This is a genomic window from Nostoc sp. (assembly GCF_035638895.1).
GTDB lineage: Bacteria > Cyanobacteriota > Cyanobacteriia > Cyanobacteriales > Nostocaceae > Nostoc.
In genome coordinates, this window is the sequence record NZ_DASQZC010000559.1 from 1 (window position 1) to 20584 (window position 20584).

Genomic DNA, 20584 nt, shown 5'->3' on the forward strand with positions numbered 1-20584 from the left:
CCCGTAATCCGATGATTAATAGTGGAGCAATTACTCTCGCTGATAAATTACCTGGAAAGGACGCTAGCAATCGCACTCTTTTATTTTGTCAATGGCTCAACCAATTAGCAAGTTGCCAATTATCTTTAAATGAGGTAATGCTGGCTTCAGTGCGATTAACACGCTCAACAAGCAATGAAGCGATCGCAAACTATCTTGCCAAAACAGGTCATCTAGAAAATCTGGAAACAGCACTTGACACTTATGAGCAAATATGCTGTCTGTCGGGGCGAGTTGAAGATTTAGCCCTGCTAGGAAAACTCCTAGCTTATGAAAATGGCTGTTTATCAGCACAAAATCGCCGGATTGTCAATGCGGTAATGTTAACTTGTGGACTGTATGAAGCTTCTGCGGAGTTTGCAGTCAGAGTTGGTTTACCAATGAAATCAGGGATTGGTGGCGGACTTGTAGCAATAGTACCAGGTGAGGGAGCGATCGCTTGCTACAGTCCCGTGTTGGATAATATCGGAAATCCTGTAGGTGCGATCGCGTTTGTTGAGGCTTTAGCGCAAGAGTTACAGTTGAGTGTCTTTGGTTAACTCCGGTTTTTCTGCTTCGGGAGCGCTTATTTTAGGTAACGGCGTTGATTCAGGAGTTGGCGTTACCTCTGACTGTGATTCTGGTGCAGGAGACTTAATGATCTCTGGCAGTACCGATGGCAAACTAGAAGATGGTGCAACTGGTGCAACTGGTATTGGGGTAATTTTTTTAGGTGCAGGAGACTCAATAATCTCTGGTATCGTGGGTGGCAAACTAGGAGATGTCTCAACTGGTGCTTGTGGGGTGGGGACTTTACCAGCCCGACGGTTGAAAAATCCGCCAAATCTAGGTTTTGTTGTTTGAGGGACAACTTTTTCAGGTAACGGCGTTGATTCAGGAGTTGGTGTTAGCTCTGGCTGAGGTTCTAGTGCAGGCGTAATTATTTCTGGCGATATCGGGGACAAGGTGGGAGATGGTACCGTTGGAACTTCCAATTTTGGTTGTTCTGGCTTGGTAGGCTCTGTTTCAGATTCTTTGGGAATTTCAGTTTTGGGAATCGGCTGTTTTTCTACCTTCGGTTGTATTTCGGGTGTTTTTTCAACGGATGGGGTAGGTGTAAATCTATAATTTGGATCTACAATGCCGCGCACCTCATCTGCTGTAACTTCTCCTCTGACAATTCTCGACAAAGTGTCTTTACCCTTTGGCTGGTAGTCAATTAATCTAACTGTGGTATTGAAGGCATTTTTGACAGTATTTCCCTGGTTATCGAGAAATTCTAGTTTTACCCAGTTTTTTCCTGGATGGAAGCCTTTAAGATAAACTGCTTGCCAGCGATCAAAAATAAAGCTTTCACCATTAATTGTGGAGCGGATGCGCCAATCACTGAATTGGTCGTTAGGGTTTTCCTTCCCAACAAGGTGCAGGGGAGCGTTAGTTAAGTAAAAGTCCAGTAAGATTGGTTCTGCTCCGTAGCTACTTTGAGGGCGGCTGTAAGTTAGCAGGGGTAACTTGGCATCTGGATTATTGTCGTCGGTTTTGGTGAAGACGTGAAATGTTGTTTGGGCATAAGCGCCTTCATTCTTAAAGCTTTCATGCCAAGGACGAGAGGCAAAGACCTGCAAGGTATGAGTGCCTGGAGACAAGTCTGGCAAAACCAAGGGCTGATTCAGGTCGTAAACAGGGATATAAGGTTGGTTATCTAGAATTACATGTAGATGGGGCCCTAGTTGTAATTGTGAATCCTTAAATATTGGTAAATCCTTAACCTGAAAACTGGCTGTGGCTTTGTTGTCTTGGAGAACTTCATCAGCTTGTGGAGTAACAATTGTCACTTGTGGCTGATAAACTTCCAAAGTTGTCCGCAGGTCTTGGATAACAGATGGTGGGGAAACTTCCGAAAATTGCTTTGAAATTTGAGAAATCTGTGGAGGGTTTTCTCTATAGTCAGTAGATACTTCCTGGCTACTGACTTTCTCCCCACAACTGGTCAAGCTTAATACCAGCAACAATGTCATTACCCACCTGAAAATCGGGAACCTCTCAGGGAGGAGCTTCTTTAACACCCTTTTCTGCCACGAGTTCATGCGTTGCACCCAGTGATAGTCTTCGACAATTGACAGATTATTTTGGCTCAAACTGTCCATCTGGAACTATAGCCCAAAAGGTGAAATCTACCTCACATCCCATAATTTCTCTTGTGTATCTCTGGAAATTTAAAATAAGTCATATTCGTTACAGCTTTTTCCTTACAACAATGGAAATATGACACAAATATTCATAAGTAATAGTAGCCAAAGCTGGAACATCGGCTTATACAGCCAAACTATAAAATTTGCAAATTGTTATTCTTTGTAAATTAAATGGCTAATCTATTGACTTTTGGACAAAGGCTTTAAAGTTAAAAGGCAGTTAAGGCAGGAATTCCAGCAATATTTCAGCAAGTTTGAATTATTGTTAAAATATCTCCAACTATCTCCAACAAAGTACAAGTTAAGACTCTATAATTCAACGAGAAACAACAATCCACATCGGTCTTCATCGCGGCTTCAGCAAAATGGAATTTGCGGTAATGGTTAACTTTGTGGTATTCATGATTCCTCATTCCTTATCTAGAGAGGAGGTCGAATGACAATAAGTCCTCCGGAGCGAGAGGAAAAAAAGGCAAGAGTAATCGTCGATAATGACCCAGTTCCAACCTCATTCGAGAAATGGGCGCAACCTGGACACTTCGACAGATCCTTAGCCAGAGGTCCCAAAACCACCGCATGGATTTGGAACCTGCACGCACTCGCCCATGATTTTGATACACATACAAGCGATTTAGAAGATATATCCCGCAAGATATTCTCAGCCCACTTCGGCCACTTAGCCGTAATAATGGTTTGGTTGAGCGGGATGATTTTCCACGGCGCGAAGTTTTCTAACTATGAAGCTTGGTTAAGCGATCCGTTAAACGTTAGACCAAGTGCTCAGGTTGTTTGGCCCATTGTTGGACAAGACATTTTAAACGGTGATGTTGGCGGTGGTTTCCACGGCATTCAAATCACCTCTGGTTTGTTCCAAGTATGGCGTGGCTGGGGTATCACAAACTCCTTCCAGCTTTACGTGACTGCGATCGGTGGCTTGGTATTAGCAGGCTTATTACTATTTGCCGGCTGGTTCCATTACCACAAACGCGCTCCCAAACTGGAATGGTTCCAGAATGTGGAGTCAATGCTGAATCACCACTTGCAAATATTGCTTGGTTGTGGTTCCTTGGGATGGGCAGGTCACATAATCCACGTATCCGCACCGACTAACAAGCTTTTGGATGCAGGCGTTGCTCTTAAAGACATACCCTTGCCCCACGAGTTCATCTTGAACAAAGACTTGTTGACCGAGCTGTATCCCAGCTTTGCTGCTGGTTTAGCACCTTTCTTCACCTTGAACTGGGGTCAGTATGCTGACTTCCTCACCTTCAAGGGCGGTCTAAACCCAGTAACAGGCGGCTTGTGGATGACTGATATTGCTCATCACCACTTAGCGATCGCAGTTATCTTTATTATTGCTGGTCACCAGTACCGTACCAACTGGGGTATTGGTCACAGCATTAAAGAGATCCTGGAAAACCATAAAGGCCCTTTCACCGGTGAAGGTCACAAAGGTCTTTACGAAAACCTGACCACATCGTGGCACGCTCAGTTGGCTACTAACCTAGCCTTCTTGGGTTCGCTGACCATCATCGTCGCGCATCACATGTACGCGATGCCCCCCTATCCATATTTGGCAACTGATTACGCTACACAGTTGTGCATTTTCACCCACCACATGTGGATTGGTGCATTTTGTATAGTCGGCGGTGCGGCTCACGCTGCCATCTTCATGGTGCGGGATTACGATCCAGTTGTGAACCAAAACAACTTACTGGATCGGGTGCTTCGTCACCGCGATGCGATTATTTCTCACCTTAACTGGGTGTGTATTTTCCTCGGCTTCCATAGCTTTGGACTTTACATTCACAACGATACAATGCGTGCCTTGGGGCGTCCCCAAGATATGTTCTCTGATACTGCAATTCAATTGCAGCCAGTGTTTGCCCAGTGGGTACAAAATATCCACACCCTAGCTCCTGGTGGCACTGCTCCCAATGCGCTAGAACCCGTTAGCTATGCTTTCGGCGGTGGGATTTTGGCTGTAGGCGGTAAAGTTGCGATGATGCCCATTGCTTTGGGTACGGCGGACTTCTTAATCCACCATATTCACGCATTCCAAATCCACGTTACTGTCCTAATTCTGCTCAAAGGTGTACTGTTTGCCCGTAGCTCTCGTCTGATTCCAGACAAAGCAAACCTGGGCTTCCGCTTCCCCTGCGATGGTCCTGGTCGTGGCGGTACTTGTCAAGTATCTGGTTGGGATCATGTGTTCCTCGGACTTTTCTGGATGTACAACACAATATCCATTGCAATTTTCCACTTTAGCTGGAAGATGCAATCAGATGTCTGGGGAACCGTAGATGCAGATGGTGCTGTGACTCACATCACCGGTGGTAACTTTGCCCAAAGCGCCATCACCATCAACGGTTGGTTGCGAGACTTCTTGTGGGCGCAAGCTACGCAAGTCATCAATTCATACGGCAGTGCGCTATCTGCTTATGGACTAATGTTCTTAGGCGCTCACTTTGTTTGGGCATTCAGCTTGATGTTCCTGTTCAGTGGTCGCGGCTACTGGCAAGAACTAATTGAGTCCATTGTTTGGGCGCATAACAAACTGAAGGTAGCACCAGCAATTCAGCCTCGCGCTCTGAGCATTATTCAGGGTCGGGCTGTAGGGGTAGCTCACTACCTCTTAGGAGGAATTGCCACAACTTGGGCGTTCTTCCATGCACACATCCTTTCAGTAGGGTAGCAATCAGCTTTCTACAAGTTAGGAGTTAAAAGTTAGGAGTTAGGAATGAAGTTAAGAGTTAGGAGTTAGGAGTTAGAAATAAAAATTTAAAACTCATAACTGACAACTCATAATTCTCAACTCATAACTCACAACTCATAACTCCTAACTATCCCAGCTGGTACTTGATGGCTAAAGGTCAGAGGATTTATTAAACCTATGGCGACGAAATTTCCAAAATTTAGCCAGGATCTCGCACAGGACCCGACGACTCGTCGGATATGGTATGCGATCGCTACAGGCAACGATTTTGAAACCCATGATGGCATGACGGAAGAAAATCTTTACCAAAAGATTTTCGCAACTCACTTCGGTCACTTGGCAATCATCTTCCTGTGGGCATCCAGCCTCCTGTTCCACGTAGCCTGGCAAGGTAACTTTGAACAGTGGATTAAAGATCCCCTTCACATCCGTCCCATCGCCCACGCGATTTGGGACCCCCACTTTGGTAAACCAGCGATCGAAGCTTTTACCCAAGCTGGCGCTAGTAATCCGGTAAATATTGCTTACTCTGGTGTTTACCACTGGTGGTACACCATCGGTATGCGGACAAACAGTGAACTGTACACTGGTTCAGTTGGTCTGTTGTTGTTGGCAGCATTGTTCTTATTCGCTGGCTGGCTGCACTTGCAACCCAAGTACCGTCCTAGCTTGGCCTGGTTTAAGAGCGCTGAACCCCGCCTAAACCACCACTTAGCAGGTTTGTTTGGTGTTAGTTCTTTGGCTTGGGCTGGTCACTTAATTCACGTTGCTATCCCCGAAGCTCGCGGACAGCACGTAGGTTGGGATAACTTCCTATCCACCCCACCCCACCCAGCAGGTTTGGCACCTTTCTTCACCGGTAATTGGGGCGTTTACGCTCAAAACCCTGACACTCCTGGGCATATATTCAGCACATCGCAAGGTGCAGGGACTGCAATTCTGACTTTCTTGGGTGGTTTCCATCCCCAGACAGAAGCTTTGTGGCTGACTGACATAGCTCATCACCACTTAGCGATCGCAGTTATCTTTATAATTGCCGGTCACCAGTACCGGACTAACTTCGGAATTGGTCACAGCATCAAAGAAATGCTGAACTCCAAATCCGGTTTAGTACCTGGTACAAAGAGTGAAGGTCAGTTCAACCTACCTCACCAAGGGTTGTACGACACCTATAACAACTCACTGCACTTCCAGTTAGGTATTCACCTAGCTGCTCTGGGAACCGTCACCTCTTTGGTGGCACAGCATATGTACGCCATGCCTCCTTATGCATTTATTGCTAAGGACTACACAACGCAGGCAGCGCTGTACACTCACCATCAATATATTGCTGGTTTCTTGATACTAGGTGCTTTTGCTCACGGAGCTATATTTTGGGTACGTGATTACGACCCAGAACAAAACAAGGGCAACGTCCTTGAGCGTGTATTACAGCACAAAGAAGCGATTATTTCCCACCTTAGCTGGGTATCTCTTTTCTTAGGCTTCCACACCCTCAGCTTGTACGTCCACAACGATGTAGTGGTTGCTTTCGGTACTCCTGAAAAGCAAATCCTGATTGAGCCAGTGTTTGCCCAGTTCGTCCAAGCTGCTCATGGTAAAGTACTGTACGGCTTAGACACCTTGCTGTCTAACCCAGATAGCATTGCCCATACAGCATGGCCCAACTACGCTAACGTCTGGTTACCAGGCTGGTTAGATGCCATCAATGCTGGTACTAACTCCCTGTTCTTGACAATTGGCCCTGGCGACTTCTTGGTACACCATGCGATCGCTTTAGGTCTGCACACCACCACCTTGATTTTGGTCAAAGGTGCTTTGGATGCCCGTGGTTCTAAGCTGATGCCCGATAAAAAGGACTTCGGCTATGCCTTCCCTTGCGACGGCCCCGGTCGTGGCGGTACTTGCGACATCTCAGCTTGGGATTCCTTCTACCTCGCTACATTCTGGATGCTCAATACCCTTGGTTGGGTTACCTTCTACTGGCATTGGAAACATCTAGGTATTTGGCAAGGCAACGTAGCTCAGTTCAATGAGAACTCTACATATCTCATGGGCTGGTTCCGCGATTACCTCTGGGCTAACTCTGCTCAGTTGATTAACGGTTACAACCCCTACGGCGTGAATAACTTGTCTGTCTGGGCTTGGATGTTCTTGTTTGGACACCTAGTTTGGGCTACTGGCTTCATGTTCTTAATCTCCTGGAGAGGTTACTGGCAAGAGTTGATTGAAACCCTTGTTTGGGCACACGAACGCACTCCTCTAGCTAACCTAGTTCGCTGGAAAGATAAGCCCGTGGCTCTGTCAATTGTTCAAGGTCGTGTAGTTGGTCTAGCTCACTTCACTGTTGGCTATGTCTTGACTTACGCTGCATTCTTGATTGCTTCTACTGCTGGTAAGTTCGGTTAATTAGGCTGCTAGTTTTGTAGATAAGTAATAAAAATCCCCTGCCGCAAGGTGGGGGATTTTTTTTGGGTTTTAGGTGGGGAGGATGGGAAAAATAAAGAAGGGGCAGGCAAGATGCCCACCCCACAAGAAAAGTTATAGAAAAATTACAAATAGTATCCTGAATGCAAGAGCCAAAGTTGAAAATTTTTTGGAGAAAATTACCTCATTGGGAGTTAGATGGGGCGGTTTATTTTATTACCTTTAATACTTGGCAAAAGTTAGAACTTACTCTAGAAGCTAGAGAAATAGTTTTTAATTCCTGCTTGTTTTTTGATAAAAACAGATATCAAATATTTGTTTTTGTAGTTATGACAAATCATGTGCATCTGCTCATTCAGCCTTTACTCAAATCGGGAAATGAGTTTTGGTCATTGAGTAGCATTATGAAAAGTATTAAAGGTTATAGTGCTAAACAAATTCCAAAAGTTATGCAACATATAGTAACAGTTTGGCAAGATGAAAGATATGATCGGATTGTTAGGAATGACCAAGAGTTTCAACAATATTGGGAATATATCAGACAAAATCCTGTGAAAGCAGGACTATCATCAAGTCCAGAAAATTACCCCTTCTTTTGGCAACTCCCTGAATAATCTCACTCATCACATTTTCTCTTCTCTTGTGGAGTGGGCATCTTGCCCGCCCCTTTTGTAGCCTTAAATACCAGTCTATAATTGACTATTGAATCAATTTAATTTTCTCTATTGCCTCTAAATATTTTTTTGTATCGCCTTCTTGTAAATAAAGGTTAGCAGCTTGCTGCCAATCTTTAATTGCACCTTGATTATCTCCTAAGTCATAGCGAACCCAAGCTCGATTATTGTAGGTACTAGCTTTTTTTGCGTTTAACTGAATCGCTTTATTATAGTCTTGTTAAGCTAAAGAATATTTAGACTTGTGATTATCTAAGTTGCTTGTCATATAAATCACACCGATTTCTTGATTGAATAGAATTTTTTCTGAGGGTAAAAATTTTTTGTAGCATTGTCGGTATTATACTAATGTGATGTACCAAATTTTTGATATTATGCTGATATAAATACTGGCTACCCCTGACTTGACATTACATGCCGGATAATCTTGATGCTTTTGTGGGGTGGGCATCCTGCACGCCCATAACCAAGGGCGGGCGAGACGCCCACCCCACAAGAGATTATTGGATACTATTTGTGATTTGGAAGTCCCCAAAGCCGGAATAATTTTATAACTCTTGAACTTACAACAAATAAATTTAAAATCATATTACACCCAAAATCACGGCGCAATATATCTAGGTGATAGCCTAGAACTAATTAAGTCTATTGAAAACAACAGTATTAATCTCATCCTCACCTCACCTCCATTTGCTCTGACACGAAAAAAAGAATACGGTAACGAAACTGCGGAAAAATATATTGAGTGGTTTCTACCTTTTGCCTATGAATTTAAAAGAGTACTGGCAGATAATGGCTCATTCGTACTAGATTTAGGTGGTGCTTACCTACCTGGTAATCCCGTGCGGAGTATCTACCAATATGAACTTTTAGTCAGATTATGCAAAGAAGCAGGTTTCTTTCTTGCTCAAGAATTTTACCACTATAATCCGGCTCGACTGCCAACCCCTGCTGAGTGGGTAACAATCAAGCGGATTCGTGTGAAAGATTCTGTAAATACAGTTTGGTGGTTGTCTAAGACACCGAATCCTAAAGCAGATAACAGAAAAGTTTTAAAGCCCTATAGCCAAAGTATGAAACAATTACTTAAAAATGGCTATAAGGCTAAAATACGTCCTAGTGGACATGATATTTCAAATAAATTCCAAAAAGATAACCAAGGTGCAATTCCACCAAATCTACTAGAAATTGCTAATACTGAATCGAATAGTGCTTATTTACGACGCTGTAAATCAGCAGAAATTAGACCCCATCCAGCACGTTTTCCTCAAGGGTTCGCCGAGTTCTTCATCAAATTCTTAACTGATGAAGGTGATATGGTTTTAGATCCATTTGCAGGTTCTAACACAAGCGGGTTTGTCGCTGAAACTCTGCAACGCCGATGGATATCTTTTGAAATTAACGAGGATTATGTAATGGGAAGCCGTTATCGTTTTACTCAATAAAGATATTAAGTAAATATTCAGGACTAAGCAGTTAAAATCTATAACTCATAACTACTTAAATTTCTCCATTCACTTGCATTTGATGAACTTGATCTGCTAACTCTTGACGACCTTGATCATCTAGTTTGTCAATTGCTAACATCCCCATGAGGATAACTTCTTTCAGGGTCAAACGTGTCGAATGTGCTTGTTTTTGCACAATCTCTTTAATAATGGGACTCACACCAATCGCTGTACTAGCTCTAGCCACGGAATAAAAGGAAAACACTAATGATTAAGCCTAAATCTTAGCACCTCCCATGAAGTTATTTTGTCTAGTTAAAACTTAATTTAAATGTGTTTCAACTCATACTTCAATAAGTAAACATTAATTTTAAATTAGGTATATACAGAATAACCTTCTAAGTGCAGGGCACTATCCTAGAACTGGACAATTTATATCAAAACCCCAATTATCGCACCAAAGGTAAGAGGCTACTTTTGCATGAAAATAAACTTAACTTTTATTATCTCAGAATAACGGGTATAGTGTCTAACAGTGCTATAAATAGCTCTAGAGTTGTTCCAAAGCTTTTTGATTGAGGGTGTACGGGCATAACTTCTAACTGTGCTGTAAATTACCTAAAATGGTCAGAAACTTCTTTAAGTGTCGTTCCTTGTCTGATCCTAGTTACGAATCTTTAATCTAACTAATTCCATATTTGAGAACTGACGCATTTGCAACGCTCAATTTTATTTGAGAAATTAAAAAGCTATCCCCCTAGTTCTAGTAAAGTCTAATGCGATCGCCATAATTGACTGACATTTTAAACCTGAAATCAAATGGTTATTTATTATGTTAGCAACGGCAAAAGCCAAAACCTCTGTCCTGAGATACTCAAAAATAACCTGCTAATTGCTGAGTTTGTACACACTTGCAATATTTGTGGCAACTGAGTTATAAAAAATAGTCGGTTTGTGAAAATAGGGTTTTCAGTACAACTATCCTTACAAATAAAATTTGTATACCACCGGGAAAACCGTAATTTAAAGAGATCATGAATTCTCAAATATAATCTCGTTAACAGGCTTTACAGAACTATACAGTTTAAATAAGAATAATAACTTAACCGAAGTAAAATTTTCCTGAATACAGGCAACTAATGCTGTGAGATGGAAAAGCAGTGAGTAGAGGAGAGACAAAGCGATGAGGGAACCTTATCTGTTGGCAGCAGGCTTGTTAACAGTATTAGCAATACCAGCATTGGCTCTTCCACATTTGTCGATTATCTTGCCAGAAAATTCTAGATCCCTGTGGGATTTAAAACAGAGTTCGCAAGCAATAGTCAGTACAAAAATTATCAATAGCGTTGATATCTCTTTACCAGAACTCAGCGGCCAAGCGTTCCAACCCTTAAAAAGTTTGCAGCCAACAGCAGGTGAGAAAAACATTAAGAGCTTACCAGAAGTCAGTAGTCAGGAATTACCAGCTCCAACAGAGTCATCACTCAACCCCAGTCCCCAAGCAACTGGTCTCTCATTGACATCTGGGAATCAACTTTACTACCAAAGATTGGCGGCTCTGAAAACAGGTCAAATTTATACGCGCGTAGAAAGTGATAATTTGCAATCATTGTGGGAGTCGATCAAGAAACGTCAATTAACTTATGATGACTGGAAAAGTTTATTAGCTTCAGAAGCTAGAGCGATCGCTCTAGGTCAAGGTGCAAATCATCTAAGTATTTTAGTTGGTGATTCTTTGAGCATGTGGTTTCCGAGAGAAAAACTGCCTGCTGGAAAATTATGGCTGAATCAAGGCATATCTGGAGATACTTCTAGTGGTGTTTTAAAAAGATTGGGGGCATTTTCGGCAACGCGACCCGATGTGATTTACGTCATGGCTGGGATTAACGACTTACGAAAAGGTTCTAGTGATGGCATAATTTTGCGTAATTATCGCCGAATAATCCGTCGCTTACGGCAGACTCACCCAAAAGCTCAAATCATTGTCCAATCAATTTTGCCTACTCGCCTAGCAAAACTTTCTAATAGCCGCATTCGTCACATCAATACACAACTAACTCAGATTGTCAAACAAGAAGGCGCTAATTATCTAAATATTTATAGCTGGTTTACGGATATGGAAGGCAATTTGCGCCCAGAGTTGACCACAGATGGGTTGCACCTGTCTCAAGAGGGTTATGATGTGTGGCGATTGGCACTACAGCAGATAGAATACAAGCTAACTCAGCGTGAGAAATAAGCGATCGCCTGGCGAAAACTTAAAGCGATGTCTACGATGGGCTGCGCCTACGTAATTTTTAGATTTATGGAAGTTACTGATAACGATGCCATCACCATACGTTCTCTAATTGAACACCAATTGGCAGCCTTTCAAAAGGATGATGCCCAAGGCGCTTTTGACGGAGCTAGTCCGGCAATTCAAAAGCAATTTAGAACCCCAGAATATTTTATCCAGATGGTAAAAATAAGCTACCCAGCAGTATACCGTCCTCGTTCTGTCTTTTTTGAGAAGATAACAACTATCCAGGGAAACATAACTCAGCCAGTGCTAATACTAGCTCCTGATGGAGTTCCCTTGAGGGCTTTATATTTTATGGAAAAACAGCCAGATAATACCTGGAGGATTAACGGTTGCTTTTTAGTTTCCGTAAAAAGTAAAGAAGTATAAATTATATCTTCATACAACCAAAATATTATAATTTAACGCTCAAGGCTTCCCGATTCAAAACCTGATTTAACTTACCGCTACGATAACCTTCTAAATCCAGGGTTACGTAAAGAAATCCGAAATCTTGAAATGCAGAAACTATTTTCTGTAAATCCGTAGTTAACACAAACTCTTTAATTTGTTCTGGTGGTAATTCAATGCGGGCTGTATCTCCTTCCGATCGCACGCGCAAATTCTGCCAACCTAGCTTTCTTAAGAAAATTTCTCCTCTACCAACTCGTTGTAACTTAGCTACAGTAATCTCTTCACCATAAGGAAACCGTGAACTGAGGCAAGGTTGAGCGGGTTTATCCCACCAAGGTAAACCAAGTTGTTGCGAAAGTTGTCTAACTTCAACCTTGGTGACACCAACTTCTGCTAAAGGCGATCGCGCACCTCTTTCTTTCGCCGCCTGAATTCCTGGGCGATAATCATGCAAATCATCGGAATTTACCCCATCTACTACGTAGGGATAACCTAACTCTAAAGCTAAAGGTTTAAGAGTGTCGTGTAATTCACTTTTGCAAAAATAACAACGGTTAACCGGGTTAGAGGTGTAATTGGGATTTTCCATCTCGTGAGTCTGGACGATTTTATGCCCAATCCCAATAGTTGCGGCTTGAATTTTGGCATCTTCCAACTCTTCTGGTAACAGCGAAGGAGAAACAGCTGTTACAGCCAAAGCGCGATCGCCCAATGCATCATAAGCAATTTTGGCAACCAAAGTACTATCAACGCCCCCAGAGTAGGCAATCAACGCCTGCTCCATTTCTTGAAATAAGGCTTTTAATTGCTCAAATTTTTCTGTCAGCATCATTTACCAATCCTGCCCAAACCCTATAGCACCCAACAGCTTCTATTGTAGTCATTTCCCTCTGTTCCCCTACTCCCCTAATTCCCCTGTTGTTGGCGGTTTGCTGTATTTAGCTATCAGACTGGCTAAAAGTGGTAAATCAATTGGTTTAGAAATATAGTCATTTACTCCAGCTGCTAGACAAGTTTCGCGATCGCCTTTCATTGCCATTGCTGTTTGAACAATTACCGGAATCGTCTGATATTGCCGATTTTCTCGCAGCTGCTGTACCAACTTTAGACCATTTCCATCTGCCAGATGAACATCCATCAAAATTAACACTGGGTCTAACTGTGGTAAAATTTCCCACATCTCGGCAGCATTCTTAACCCAAGTCACCTGATATCCCAATTTACATAGATAAATTTGTATCAAATGAGCGTTGGGTAAGTCATTTTCTACCAGCAAGATATCTACAGAAGAACTAGGGGTGAAAGCCAAATGAGGTAAAGAGGATTTTTCTTCCCCTGCTCCCTCTGCTCCCCCTGCTCCCCCTGCACCCTCATCTCCCTCATCTCCCTCATCTCCCCCCACTCCCGGCTCTTGCCTAAAGGGAAGTACAAGGGTAAAACGGGAACCGCAATTTACTTCAGATTCCACTTTCACAGAACCACCGTGAATTTGGGCGAGTTTTTGAGTCACTGCTAAACCCAAACCAGTACCTTCACCACCAGCGACAGCCTTGGCAATTTGGAAATAGGGTTCAAACAGTTGAGCTTGGTCTTCTTGGGAAATGCCAGTGCCAGTATCCCAAACTGTAAAATACACAAATAGACCTTTGGGAACAACCTCTAAGCCAACACTTCCTTGGCTGGTGAATTTTAGGGCATTGAAGAGTAAATTCAACAGCATTTGCTTGAGTCGCAAGGAGTCAGCTACTAGGGTTGTGATATCGGGGTCAACTCTTAAACGGAGTTGCAAACCCTTACTAGCGGCTTTCTCTTTCACCAGTGCGAAAACATTGTTACATAGCATTGGCACATCAATTGTTTCCCACTGCACCTCCATCTGATTTGCTTCAATTTTAGAGAGATCCAAAATATCATTAATCAAAGCTAGCAAGTGCTTACCGCTAGACCGAATGATATTTAAATACTCTTGCTGGCGTTCTTGAGTTGGTTCAAATCCTGGGGTTAAAAGGAAGTCGGTGAACCCAATAATAGAACTAAGGGGTGTGCGAATTTCGTGGCTAGTGTTTGCCAAAAACTGATTTTTGAGTTGATTGGTGCGCTCCAATTCTTGATTAGAGTTATTTAACTCTTGATGCCGTTGCTGCCAAGATAGAATGTGTCTAAGTTGTACCAAGGCTGTTGTACAATGCTTGGCAGACCTTGCCATCAATTGAGATATGAGTTGAGCAAGTGATTTTATAAGCGAATCACGAGCAGAGTTTAGGGGTGCGGTGGCGAGAATTAGCCAACCCATGACGTTGCCAGAATCATCAGCTAACCGCCAAGCGCTCGGTGGTTGTTGATTTTCAAGCTGCTGCAAATCTTCGAGTTCTATAACCTCTTGCAATCTTAACAGCAGCTTTTTTTCTGCTGTCAGCAATTCTAGAAATAAAGGTTGTGAGTTCGGGGATAGAGAAGATGAAACATAGCAAACTCTGGCAACAGTTGCTTGTGGTTCAAACAAAGCTATGCCTACGGCACAATCTGTAACCGCCAAATTGCTGTTGTTCACAGCACTGTTAATCTCGTTGACAACAGTTTGAAGAATTTTTGTTTCTGCGGCTCCTGCCTGTGGGACAGTGTTACAAGCAGAAAGCAGGCAATCATCAAGGCGACTTTGCAACTGGTTCAAGCTGCTCTCCAGCCACAACCTGGCGCGAAGTTGCTGAATTGTTGTCAAAGGTTTTGGCCTTACATCTATCTGTGAGTTATGGTCTGGTAAGCTTGAGTACTGCTGCATGGTCAACTAGACCGTTGAAATAGTTTAGCTTCGCATAAGAATCCGAAGAGGATTCTATGTATATTAACTGACAATTCTTTTTTATTTATAAACCATAACTATATGTTGTTATAAACCATAACTTATGATGTTAAATTTAGCATCTCTTCTAAAAAAATTATTATACGAACCACTGACGTAAATTTTTTTAAAGCAACGTAAGGCTTATGGATACACAATTCGCCCAATTAATCGTTAATGGAATTGCGGTGGGGAGCATTATTGCTCTAGCAGCAGTCGGACTCACTCTTACCTACGGAATTTTACGGCTATCTAACTTTGCTCATGGTGATTTTCTCACTCTTGGAGCCTATCTGACTTGGCTGATAAACACTATTGGAGTCAATATTTGGCTGTCGATGATCCTGGCGGCGGTGGGAACAGTAGCAGCAATGCTGTTATCAGAAAAGTTACTGTGGTCAAAGATGCGCTCTATCCGTGCTACTTCTACTACGCTGATTATTATTTCTATCGGACTTGCCTTATTTCTTCGCAACGGTATTATTTTTATCTGGGGTGGCAAGAACCAAAATTATAATTTACCTGTTACGCCAGCTTTAGACATCGCGGGTTTAAAGGTGCCGCAAAATCAATTATTGGTATTGGGTTTGGCGGTGTTAGCAATTTTGGCACTGCATTATCTGCTGCAAAATACCAAAATTGGTAAAGCGATGCGAGCAGTTGCCGACGATCTGGACTTAGCCAGAGTTTCAGGTATCAATGTTGACCGAGTAATTTTATGGACTTGGGTAATTGCTGGTAGTCTTACATCCTTGGGCGGCAGTATGTATGGGCTGATTACAGCCGTGCGCCCCAATATGGGATGGTTTTTAATTTTACCATTATTTGCTTCAGTAATTCTTGGTGGGATTGGCAACCCTTACGGTGCGATCGCAGCAGCTTTTATCATTGGCATCGTCCAAGAAATCAGCACTCCTTGGCTGGGTTCACAGTACAAACAAGGTGTAGCGCTGTTAATCATGATTTTGGTGCTGCTCATTCGTCCCAAAGGTTTATTCAAAGGAACGATTTGAGCAGCACCACTCCACTTCTAACTACTCAATAATGTGGAAATAGAAGGCTGCTACCACAAAATTAATAGCTAACAAGAACAGTGCCCAGCCTGTGCGAAAGGCGTAGGGAGGTTTAGCTCCACTGTCGGCAACTGGTAAATTCTTCGTCGTTTTTGCAGTCATAATGCGATTCTCCTAATGTCATGACTTTTTAAGAAATACCAAACTGGTGTACCAAATATTCAAATTCTTTAAGAATATTTGTGTGAAGTTGGAAATTGGGGAGTGGAGAATAGGGAATGGGGAATGGGAACTGGGTATTGGGCAATTGGTTATTTCTTCCCCTGCTCCCCCTGTCTCCCCTGCTCCCTCATCCCCCGACTCCCGACTCCCCACTCCCCACTCCCTCCTCTCCAGCATGATAGGAACTGCGAACCAGAGGCCCAGAACGAACATGATTGAATCCCATTTCCCATGCTAATCTGCCTAGTTGATCAAATTCCTCTGGAGTCCAATATTTTTGGACTGGCAGATGTTCAAGAGTTGGACGCATATACTGCCCGATAGTCAAGCGATCGCACCCCACAGCCCTTAGATCAGCCATTGTTTCAACGACTTCATCAAGTGTTTCTCCGTGTCCCAGCATCAAACCTGATTTGGTGGGAATTGTCGGATCGATTTCTTTGACCATAGCTAGTACCGAAAGGGAGCGATCATATTTGGCTCCCCGGCGCACTGGCCCAGTTAACCGTTTTACTGTCTCGATATTGTGATTGAAACAAGCTGGTTTGGCCTTTACAATCATGGCTATTCGCTGGCGTTGACCTGATTCCCCAACACTAGCACCACCCCAAAAATCAGGGGTCAGCACTTCGATTTGAGTCTCTGGGTTCAATTGGCGGATAGTCGCGATCGTTTCTACAAAGTGCCCTGCACCTTGATCGGGCAAGTCATCACGGGCTACAGAAGTCAGCACCACATAACGCAATCCCAAAAGCTGCACCGCCTGTGCTACCTTTTGGGGTTCCTCTAAATCAAGAGGCATGGGTGCATGACCTTTATCTACTTGACAGAAAGCACAAGAGCGTGTGCAAGTAGGCCCCATTAGTAAGAAAGTTGCAGTTTTTTGGGCATAACACTCCCCCCGGTTGGGACAGCGCCCTTCTTCGCAAATCGTGTGAATTTGGCGCTGCTTAATAATGCGTTGTACGGTAGAGATTTCACTGGCTTTGCCAATAGGACGACGTAACCAGCTAGGCATTGCCGTAATTTCAGACTTTAGTTCGGCTCGTTGTGACGAAATCATAGACATCTAAGCAAGATACGGATATAAAGTAACGGTCTGTTAATTAACAATAGATAAGAATAGACGTGGGGATGCTCTTAATGAAGTCCCCATGTCTCAGTACCAGCATGTCTTTTATGCCCTAGAACAGAGCTAGAGCCTTAAATATCACCATGACACAAATTGAAAATAGCATAAGCAAAAGTTTTGCAAAACACCTGTAGCAATGTCATTTATACCGAAATATACTATCCCCCAATTGCTAAAAATTTTGTATATAGTGGGGGAATTCTCAATGACAATCGGCAAAGCCGCTATTTACACTTAAAGTTTCTGTTAGAGCAAACAGCCGTGGCAAGCAACAAGATTTTAGTTATCGATGACACTACAGTTGTCAGGGTAAAGGTACGAGAAATGTTGCCTCCGGGCAATTTTGAGGTACTGGAAGCAAAAGATGGTTTGGAAGGACTAAATTTCATTCTTCAGGAAAAACTCAGCCTGATTATGCTGGATTTCCTGTTGCCTAAAATGAGTGGCTGGGAGGTTTTCCAGAAAGTTCAAGCCGATCCTGAATTAAGGAAAATTCCTTTGGTAATCATGTCTGGTCGCAAGGAAGAGGTGACTGAAAAAATTACAGAACCCTTTGAATACTTTGAATTTCTGGGTAAGCCTTTTGATCAGAAGCAACTAATTAACGCAATTAAGTTAGCTATGACCAAGGCGAAACAGCCACGCCCAGAACTAGTGCCAGTAGGAGCAGTTACTGTCAAAAAAGGTACAGTCGCAACTTCTGGTGTAACTACTGCTACAGTAGCAGCCCCTAGTGCTGTAACTACTGCTACAGTAGCAGCTCCTAGTGCTGTAAATACTGCGATGCCTACGGCGGCAAGCAACGCAACCCCTACTGCCGGAGGAGCCTCCAACGCAGAAATTAGTGCATTGAATGAGAAAATTGTCAAAATGCAAGCTGAAATCGATGGCTTGAAGAAACAGCTTACTCAGGTTGTGACCTTTATTAAACAAAAAATTAAGTAGCATTTGTACTCATTATTATTATCGCAGCTAAAAATACCCCGTTTATGATAACGGGTGTCCCATTAAAAGCGGGTAAAAATAGTTAGTTCAAAAATACTTATGTTGCGAAATCATCTTTGAAAACAAAATTCAAAAGCAGGAAAACATAACTAGCAATTATCTGCACTTCTATAAATTTTGAATTTTGAATTCCCCGAACGCGAACAGCGTCTTCGCAAAAGAAGAGGTTGACAGTCTAGAAAAGCAGCCCAATACCCACAAAACCTGCCGTAGTTTGCTCTTAATCTAAGGAGAACGGCAGGCTTTTTTTTATTTGTAAGACTTACACCCTGTAAAAATGCATCGTGATGTGAATTAACGATTTTGAGGTTGTTTCAGGCTTTTCTAAATTATCCTGCGATGCCTACGGCGGTAAACTACGTAAATAAACCATGCTGTATGTAGGGTGTGTAGCTGATTATTTTTATAAAAAACATACTACTTGTATGAAACAACAAGAGTATTAATAACTCACTTGATAACAATCGCCTTCATTAAAAATATTGTTCAATAGCAAAATTGTTTTGAGTTGACACTACTTTTTTCAAAAGACAAGAGTAATAATAACTAATTTAAAGCCACTCGCCTTCATTAAACAGGATGTTCATCTGTAGTCAAAATGAAGATTGGCGCTTCATATTCATACTGTAGCGATCGCCCCCGCAGTCGTATAGAACAATTTAATGTGAGAATGTTGCTGTTGTCAGATTTTTTGGGAACTATAGGATTATTAGGCTAAAAATTTGTCAGTCAGTCCGCCAATAAAACAAAGGTGACTTAGCTGCGATCGCAGAGCCAATAGTGAATAAATAACAAGGAGTTAAATTCAGTTAAATACATGAATTACAAGACAGATATAAAAACCCTTGATTTATCAGAAGATAGTTTAATTTTAGTGGTAGATGATACTACTACAAACTTAGAAATTGTCTTTAACATATTAACTAATGTAGGTTTTAACGTTACTACAGAAAATAATGGAGAAAATGCAATCAAGCAAGTTGAATATAACCCCCCTGATTTAATTTTATTAGATGTAGTGATGCCGGGTATAGATGGGTTTGAAACCTGCAAAAGACTGAAACAAAACTCAGCTACTTGTGATATTCCGGTAATTTTTATGACGGCGGATTCTGATACTGACAGTAAAGTAAAAGGTCTAAATATAGGCGCAGTTGATTACATTACCAAGCCTTTTCATGAAGAAGAATTATTAGCTAGAATTAAAACCCATCTTCAATTACGAAATCTCACAAAAAATTTAGAAAAACGAGTTACAGAAAGGACAGCAGCGTTGTCTAGGGCATTAAAAGACTTACAAGAGTCTCAACTTCAGCTTGTACAGACAGAAAAAATGTCTGCCCTTGGTGAATTAGTAGCAGGAGTTGCTCATGAAATTAATAATCCTGTTGGTTTTATTCATGGCAATCTCCAACATGCTTCAGCATATTTTCAAGACATGATTAATATCATTAACCTCTATCAGCAGCATTATCCTAATCCGGTTCCAGAAATTAAAGAGGAAATTGCAGCAATAGATTTGAAGTATATGCTTGCCGATCTACCTAATTTAATATCCTCAATGAAAGAGGGTGTTCAGCGCATTCGCGACATTAGTATCAGTCTGAGAAACTTTTCTCGAGCAGATAGCGATCGCAAAGTTTCTTGCAACATTCATGATGGCATTGACAGCACAATCATGATTCTCAAACATCGCTTAAAAGCATCTGAGGATCATCCCGATATTCAAGTAATTAGAGATTACGATAATTTGCCAGAAATAGAATGCTTTATCGGACAACTAAATCAGGTATTTATGAACTTATTAGCTAATGCTATTGATGCTTTAGAGGAGTCTAATGTAGGGCGCACCTATATTGAGATTGAAGCAAATCCCAATCAAGTATTGATTCAGACTAGCCTCACTGTAAACAAAAAACATATTTTGATTCGGATTAAAGATAATGGCGTGGGAATGTCACCTGATGTCCAGCAAAAAATCTTTGATCATTTATTCACCACTAAACCTGTGGGTCAAGGCACAGGATTAGGATTATCAATTGCTCGTCAAATTGTTGTCGAGAAACATGGAGGAACTCTGGAAGTAAATTCAGCACCAGGACAAGGTTCAGAGTTCATCATTAAGCTTCCTATTTGAAAATCATAGCAAAAATCATTCTCCATATAGATAAATTTACATGATTTATTAGTAATATTATTTACATAT

At 42.1% G+C, this 20584-nt stretch carries 16 protein-coding genes; 10 read left to right on the top strand and 6 right to left on the bottom strand.

Annotation, left to right across the window (positions count from 1 at the left end; genetic code table 11):
* Positions 1–578: glutaminase (locus VE944_RS27455; RefSeq protein ID WP_324984754.1), on the top strand; the 578-nt coding region annotated here is incomplete at its 5' end.
* Here VE944_RS27455 and VE944_RS27460 read toward each other — a convergent pair.
* Positions 555–2105, bottom strand: coding sequence for a hypothetical protein (locus tag VE944_RS27460; protein ID WP_324984917.1), 1551 nt, complete (start codon positions 2103–2105; stop codon positions 555–557). The genes VE944_RS27455 and VE944_RS27460 overlap by 24 nt on opposite strands.
* 541 nt (positions 2106–2646) lie before the next feature.
* Between VE944_RS27460 and psaA the strand changes: the two genes are divergently transcribed.
* From psaA to VE944_RS27480, 4 genes are all read left to right on the top strand, one after another.
* A complete protein-coding gene (gene psaA, locus VE944_RS27465) occupies positions 2647–4905 on the top strand; it encodes a photosystem I core protein PsaA (RefSeq protein WP_324984755.1) in 2259 nt (752 codons plus the stop codon).
* Between the two features lie 198 nt (positions 4906–5103).
* The gene (gene psaB / locus VE944_RS27470) at positions 5104–7335 is read left to right on the top strand and encodes a photosystem I core protein PsaB (protein ID WP_324984758.1); all 2232 of its coding nucleotides are present in this window, start codon (positions 5104–5106) and stop codon (positions 7333–7335) included.
* 161 nt (positions 7336–7496) lie between these two features.
* Positions 7497–7967 carry an REP-associated tyrosine transposase gene (locus VE944_RS27475; RefSeq protein ID WP_324984761.1) on the top strand — a complete coding sequence of 157 codons (471 nt, stop codon included), beginning with the start codon at positions 7497–7499 and terminating at the stop codon, positions 7965–7967.
* A gap of 617 nt (positions 7968–8584) precedes the next feature.
* Positions 8585–9472, top strand: coding sequence for a DNA-methyltransferase (locus VE944_RS27480; RefSeq protein WP_324984766.1), 888 nt, complete (start codon positions 8585–8587; stop codon positions 9470–9472).
* Between the two features lie 55 nt (positions 9473–9527).
* Here VE944_RS27480 and VE944_RS27485 read toward each other — a convergent pair whose 3' ends face one another.
* Entirely contained in the window at positions 9528–9740 is a 213-nt protein-coding gene (locus VE944_RS27485; protein WP_100899890.1) for a hypothetical protein, read from the bottom strand.
* 918 nt (positions 9741–10658) lie between these two features.
* Between VE944_RS27485 and VE944_RS27490 the strand changes: the two genes are divergently transcribed.
* Together VE944_RS27490 and VE944_RS27495 are read left to right on the top strand one after the other, a co-directional pair.
* Positions 10659–11714 (top strand): SGNH/GDSL hydrolase family protein, encoded by a 1056-nt coding sequence (locus VE944_RS27490; RefSeq protein WP_324984771.1) that lies wholly within the window; start codon positions 10659–10661, stop codon positions 11712–11714.
* A 66-nt stretch (positions 11715–11780) separates the two neighbouring features.
* The gene (locus VE944_RS27495; protein ID WP_324984773.1) at positions 11781–12143 is read left to right on the top strand and encodes a DUF4864 domain-containing protein; all 363 of its coding nucleotides are present in this window, start codon (positions 11781–11783) and stop codon (positions 12141–12143) included.
* A 25-nt stretch (positions 12144–12168) separates the two neighbouring features.
* Here VE944_RS27495 and larE read toward each other — a convergent pair whose 3' ends face one another.
* Both larE and hrmK read right to left on the bottom strand, forming a co-directional pair.
* The gene (larE, locus tag VE944_RS27500) at positions 12169–12996 is read right to left on the bottom strand and encodes an ATP-dependent sacrificial sulfur transferase LarE (RefSeq protein WP_324984920.1); all 828 of its coding nucleotides are present in this window, start codon (positions 12994–12996) and stop codon (positions 12169–12171) included.
* A gap of 69 nt (positions 12997–13065) precedes the next feature.
* Complete coding sequence (hrmK, locus tag VE944_RS27505; protein ID WP_324984776.1) at positions 13066–14946, bottom strand: hybrid histidine kinase/response regulator HrmK; 1881 nt, start codon at positions 14944–14946, stop codon at positions 13066–13068.
* A gap of 206 nt (positions 14947–15152) precedes the next feature.
* Between hrmK and VE944_RS27510 the strand changes: the two genes are divergently transcribed.
* Complete coding sequence (locus tag VE944_RS27510) at positions 15153–16019, top strand: branched-chain amino acid ABC transporter permease (RefSeq protein ID WP_324984779.1); 867 nt, start codon at positions 15153–15155, stop codon at positions 16017–16019.
* 21 nt (positions 16020–16040) lie between these two features.
* Here the strand turns inward: VE944_RS27510 and psaX are convergent, their stop codons facing one another.
* Positions 16041–16181, bottom strand: a complete 141-nt coding sequence (gene psaX, locus VE944_RS27515; RefSeq protein ID WP_229553617.1) for a photosystem I protein PsaX — start codon at positions 16179–16181, stop codon at positions 16041–16043.
* A gap of 187 nt (positions 16182–16368) precedes the next feature.
* On the bottom strand, positions 16369–17304 hold the full coding sequence (lipA, locus tag VE944_RS27520) for a lipoyl synthase (RefSeq protein ID WP_324984784.1): 936 nt from the start codon (positions 17302–17304) through the stop codon (positions 16369–16371).
* 330 nt (positions 17305–17634) lie between these two features.
* Between lipA and VE944_RS27525 the strand changes: the two genes are divergently transcribed.
* Entirely contained in the window at positions 17635–18318 is a 684-nt protein-coding gene (locus tag VE944_RS27525) for a response regulator (RefSeq protein WP_324984923.1), read from the top strand.
* An 877-nt stretch (positions 18319–19195) separates the two neighbouring features.
* Positions 19196–20515, top strand: a complete 1320-nt coding sequence (locus VE944_RS27530; RefSeq protein ID WP_324984787.1) for a hybrid sensor histidine kinase/response regulator — start codon at positions 19196–19198, stop codon at positions 20513–20515.
* Positions 20516–20584 lie beyond the last annotated feature (69 nt).

Bases quoted from the DNA above. Each gene is read 5' to 3' on its own strand.
- VE944_RS27460 (WP_324984917.1), bottom strand. From the start codon at position 2,105: ATGAACTCGTGGCAGAAAAGGGTGTTAAAGAAGCTCCTCCCTGAGAGG.
- psaA (WP_324984755.1), top strand. From the start codon at position 2,647: ATGACAATAAGTCCTCCGGAGCGAGAGGAAAAAAAGGCAAGAGTAATC.
- psaB (WP_324984758.1), top strand. From the start codon at position 5,104: ATGGCGACGAAATTTCCAAAATTTAGCCAGGATCTCGCACAGGACCCG.
- VE944_RS27475 (WP_324984761.1), top strand. From the start codon at position 7,497: ATGCAAGAGCCAAAGTTGAAAATTTTTTGGAGAAAATTACCTCATTGG.
- VE944_RS27490 (WP_324984771.1), top strand. From the start codon at position 10,659: ATGAGGGAACCTTATCTGTTGGCAGCAGGCTTGTTAACAGTATTAGCA.
- VE944_RS27495 (WP_324984773.1), top strand. From the start codon at position 11,781: ATGGAAGTTACTGATAACGATGCCATCACCATACGTTCTCTAATTGAA.
- larE (WP_324984920.1), bottom strand. From the start codon at position 12,996: ATGCTGACAGAAAAATTTGAGCAATTAAAAGCCTTATTTCAAGAAATG.
- hrmK (WP_324984776.1), bottom strand. From the start codon at position 14,946: ATGCAGCAGTACTCAAGCTTACCAGACCATAACTCACAGATAGATGTA.
- VE944_RS27510 (WP_324984779.1), top strand. From the start codon at position 15,153: ATGGATACACAATTCGCCCAATTAATCGTTAATGGAATTGCGGTGGGG.
- psaX (WP_229553617.1), bottom strand. From the start codon at position 16,181: ATGACTGCAAAAACGACGAAGAATTTACCAGTTGCCGACAGTGGAGCT.
- lipA (WP_324984784.1), bottom strand. From the start codon at position 17,304: ATGATTTCGTCACAACGAGCCGAACTAAAGTCTGAAATTACGGCAATG.
- VE944_RS27530 (WP_324984787.1), top strand. From the start codon at position 19,196: ATGAATTACAAGACAGATATAAAAACCCTTGATTTATCAGAAGATAGT.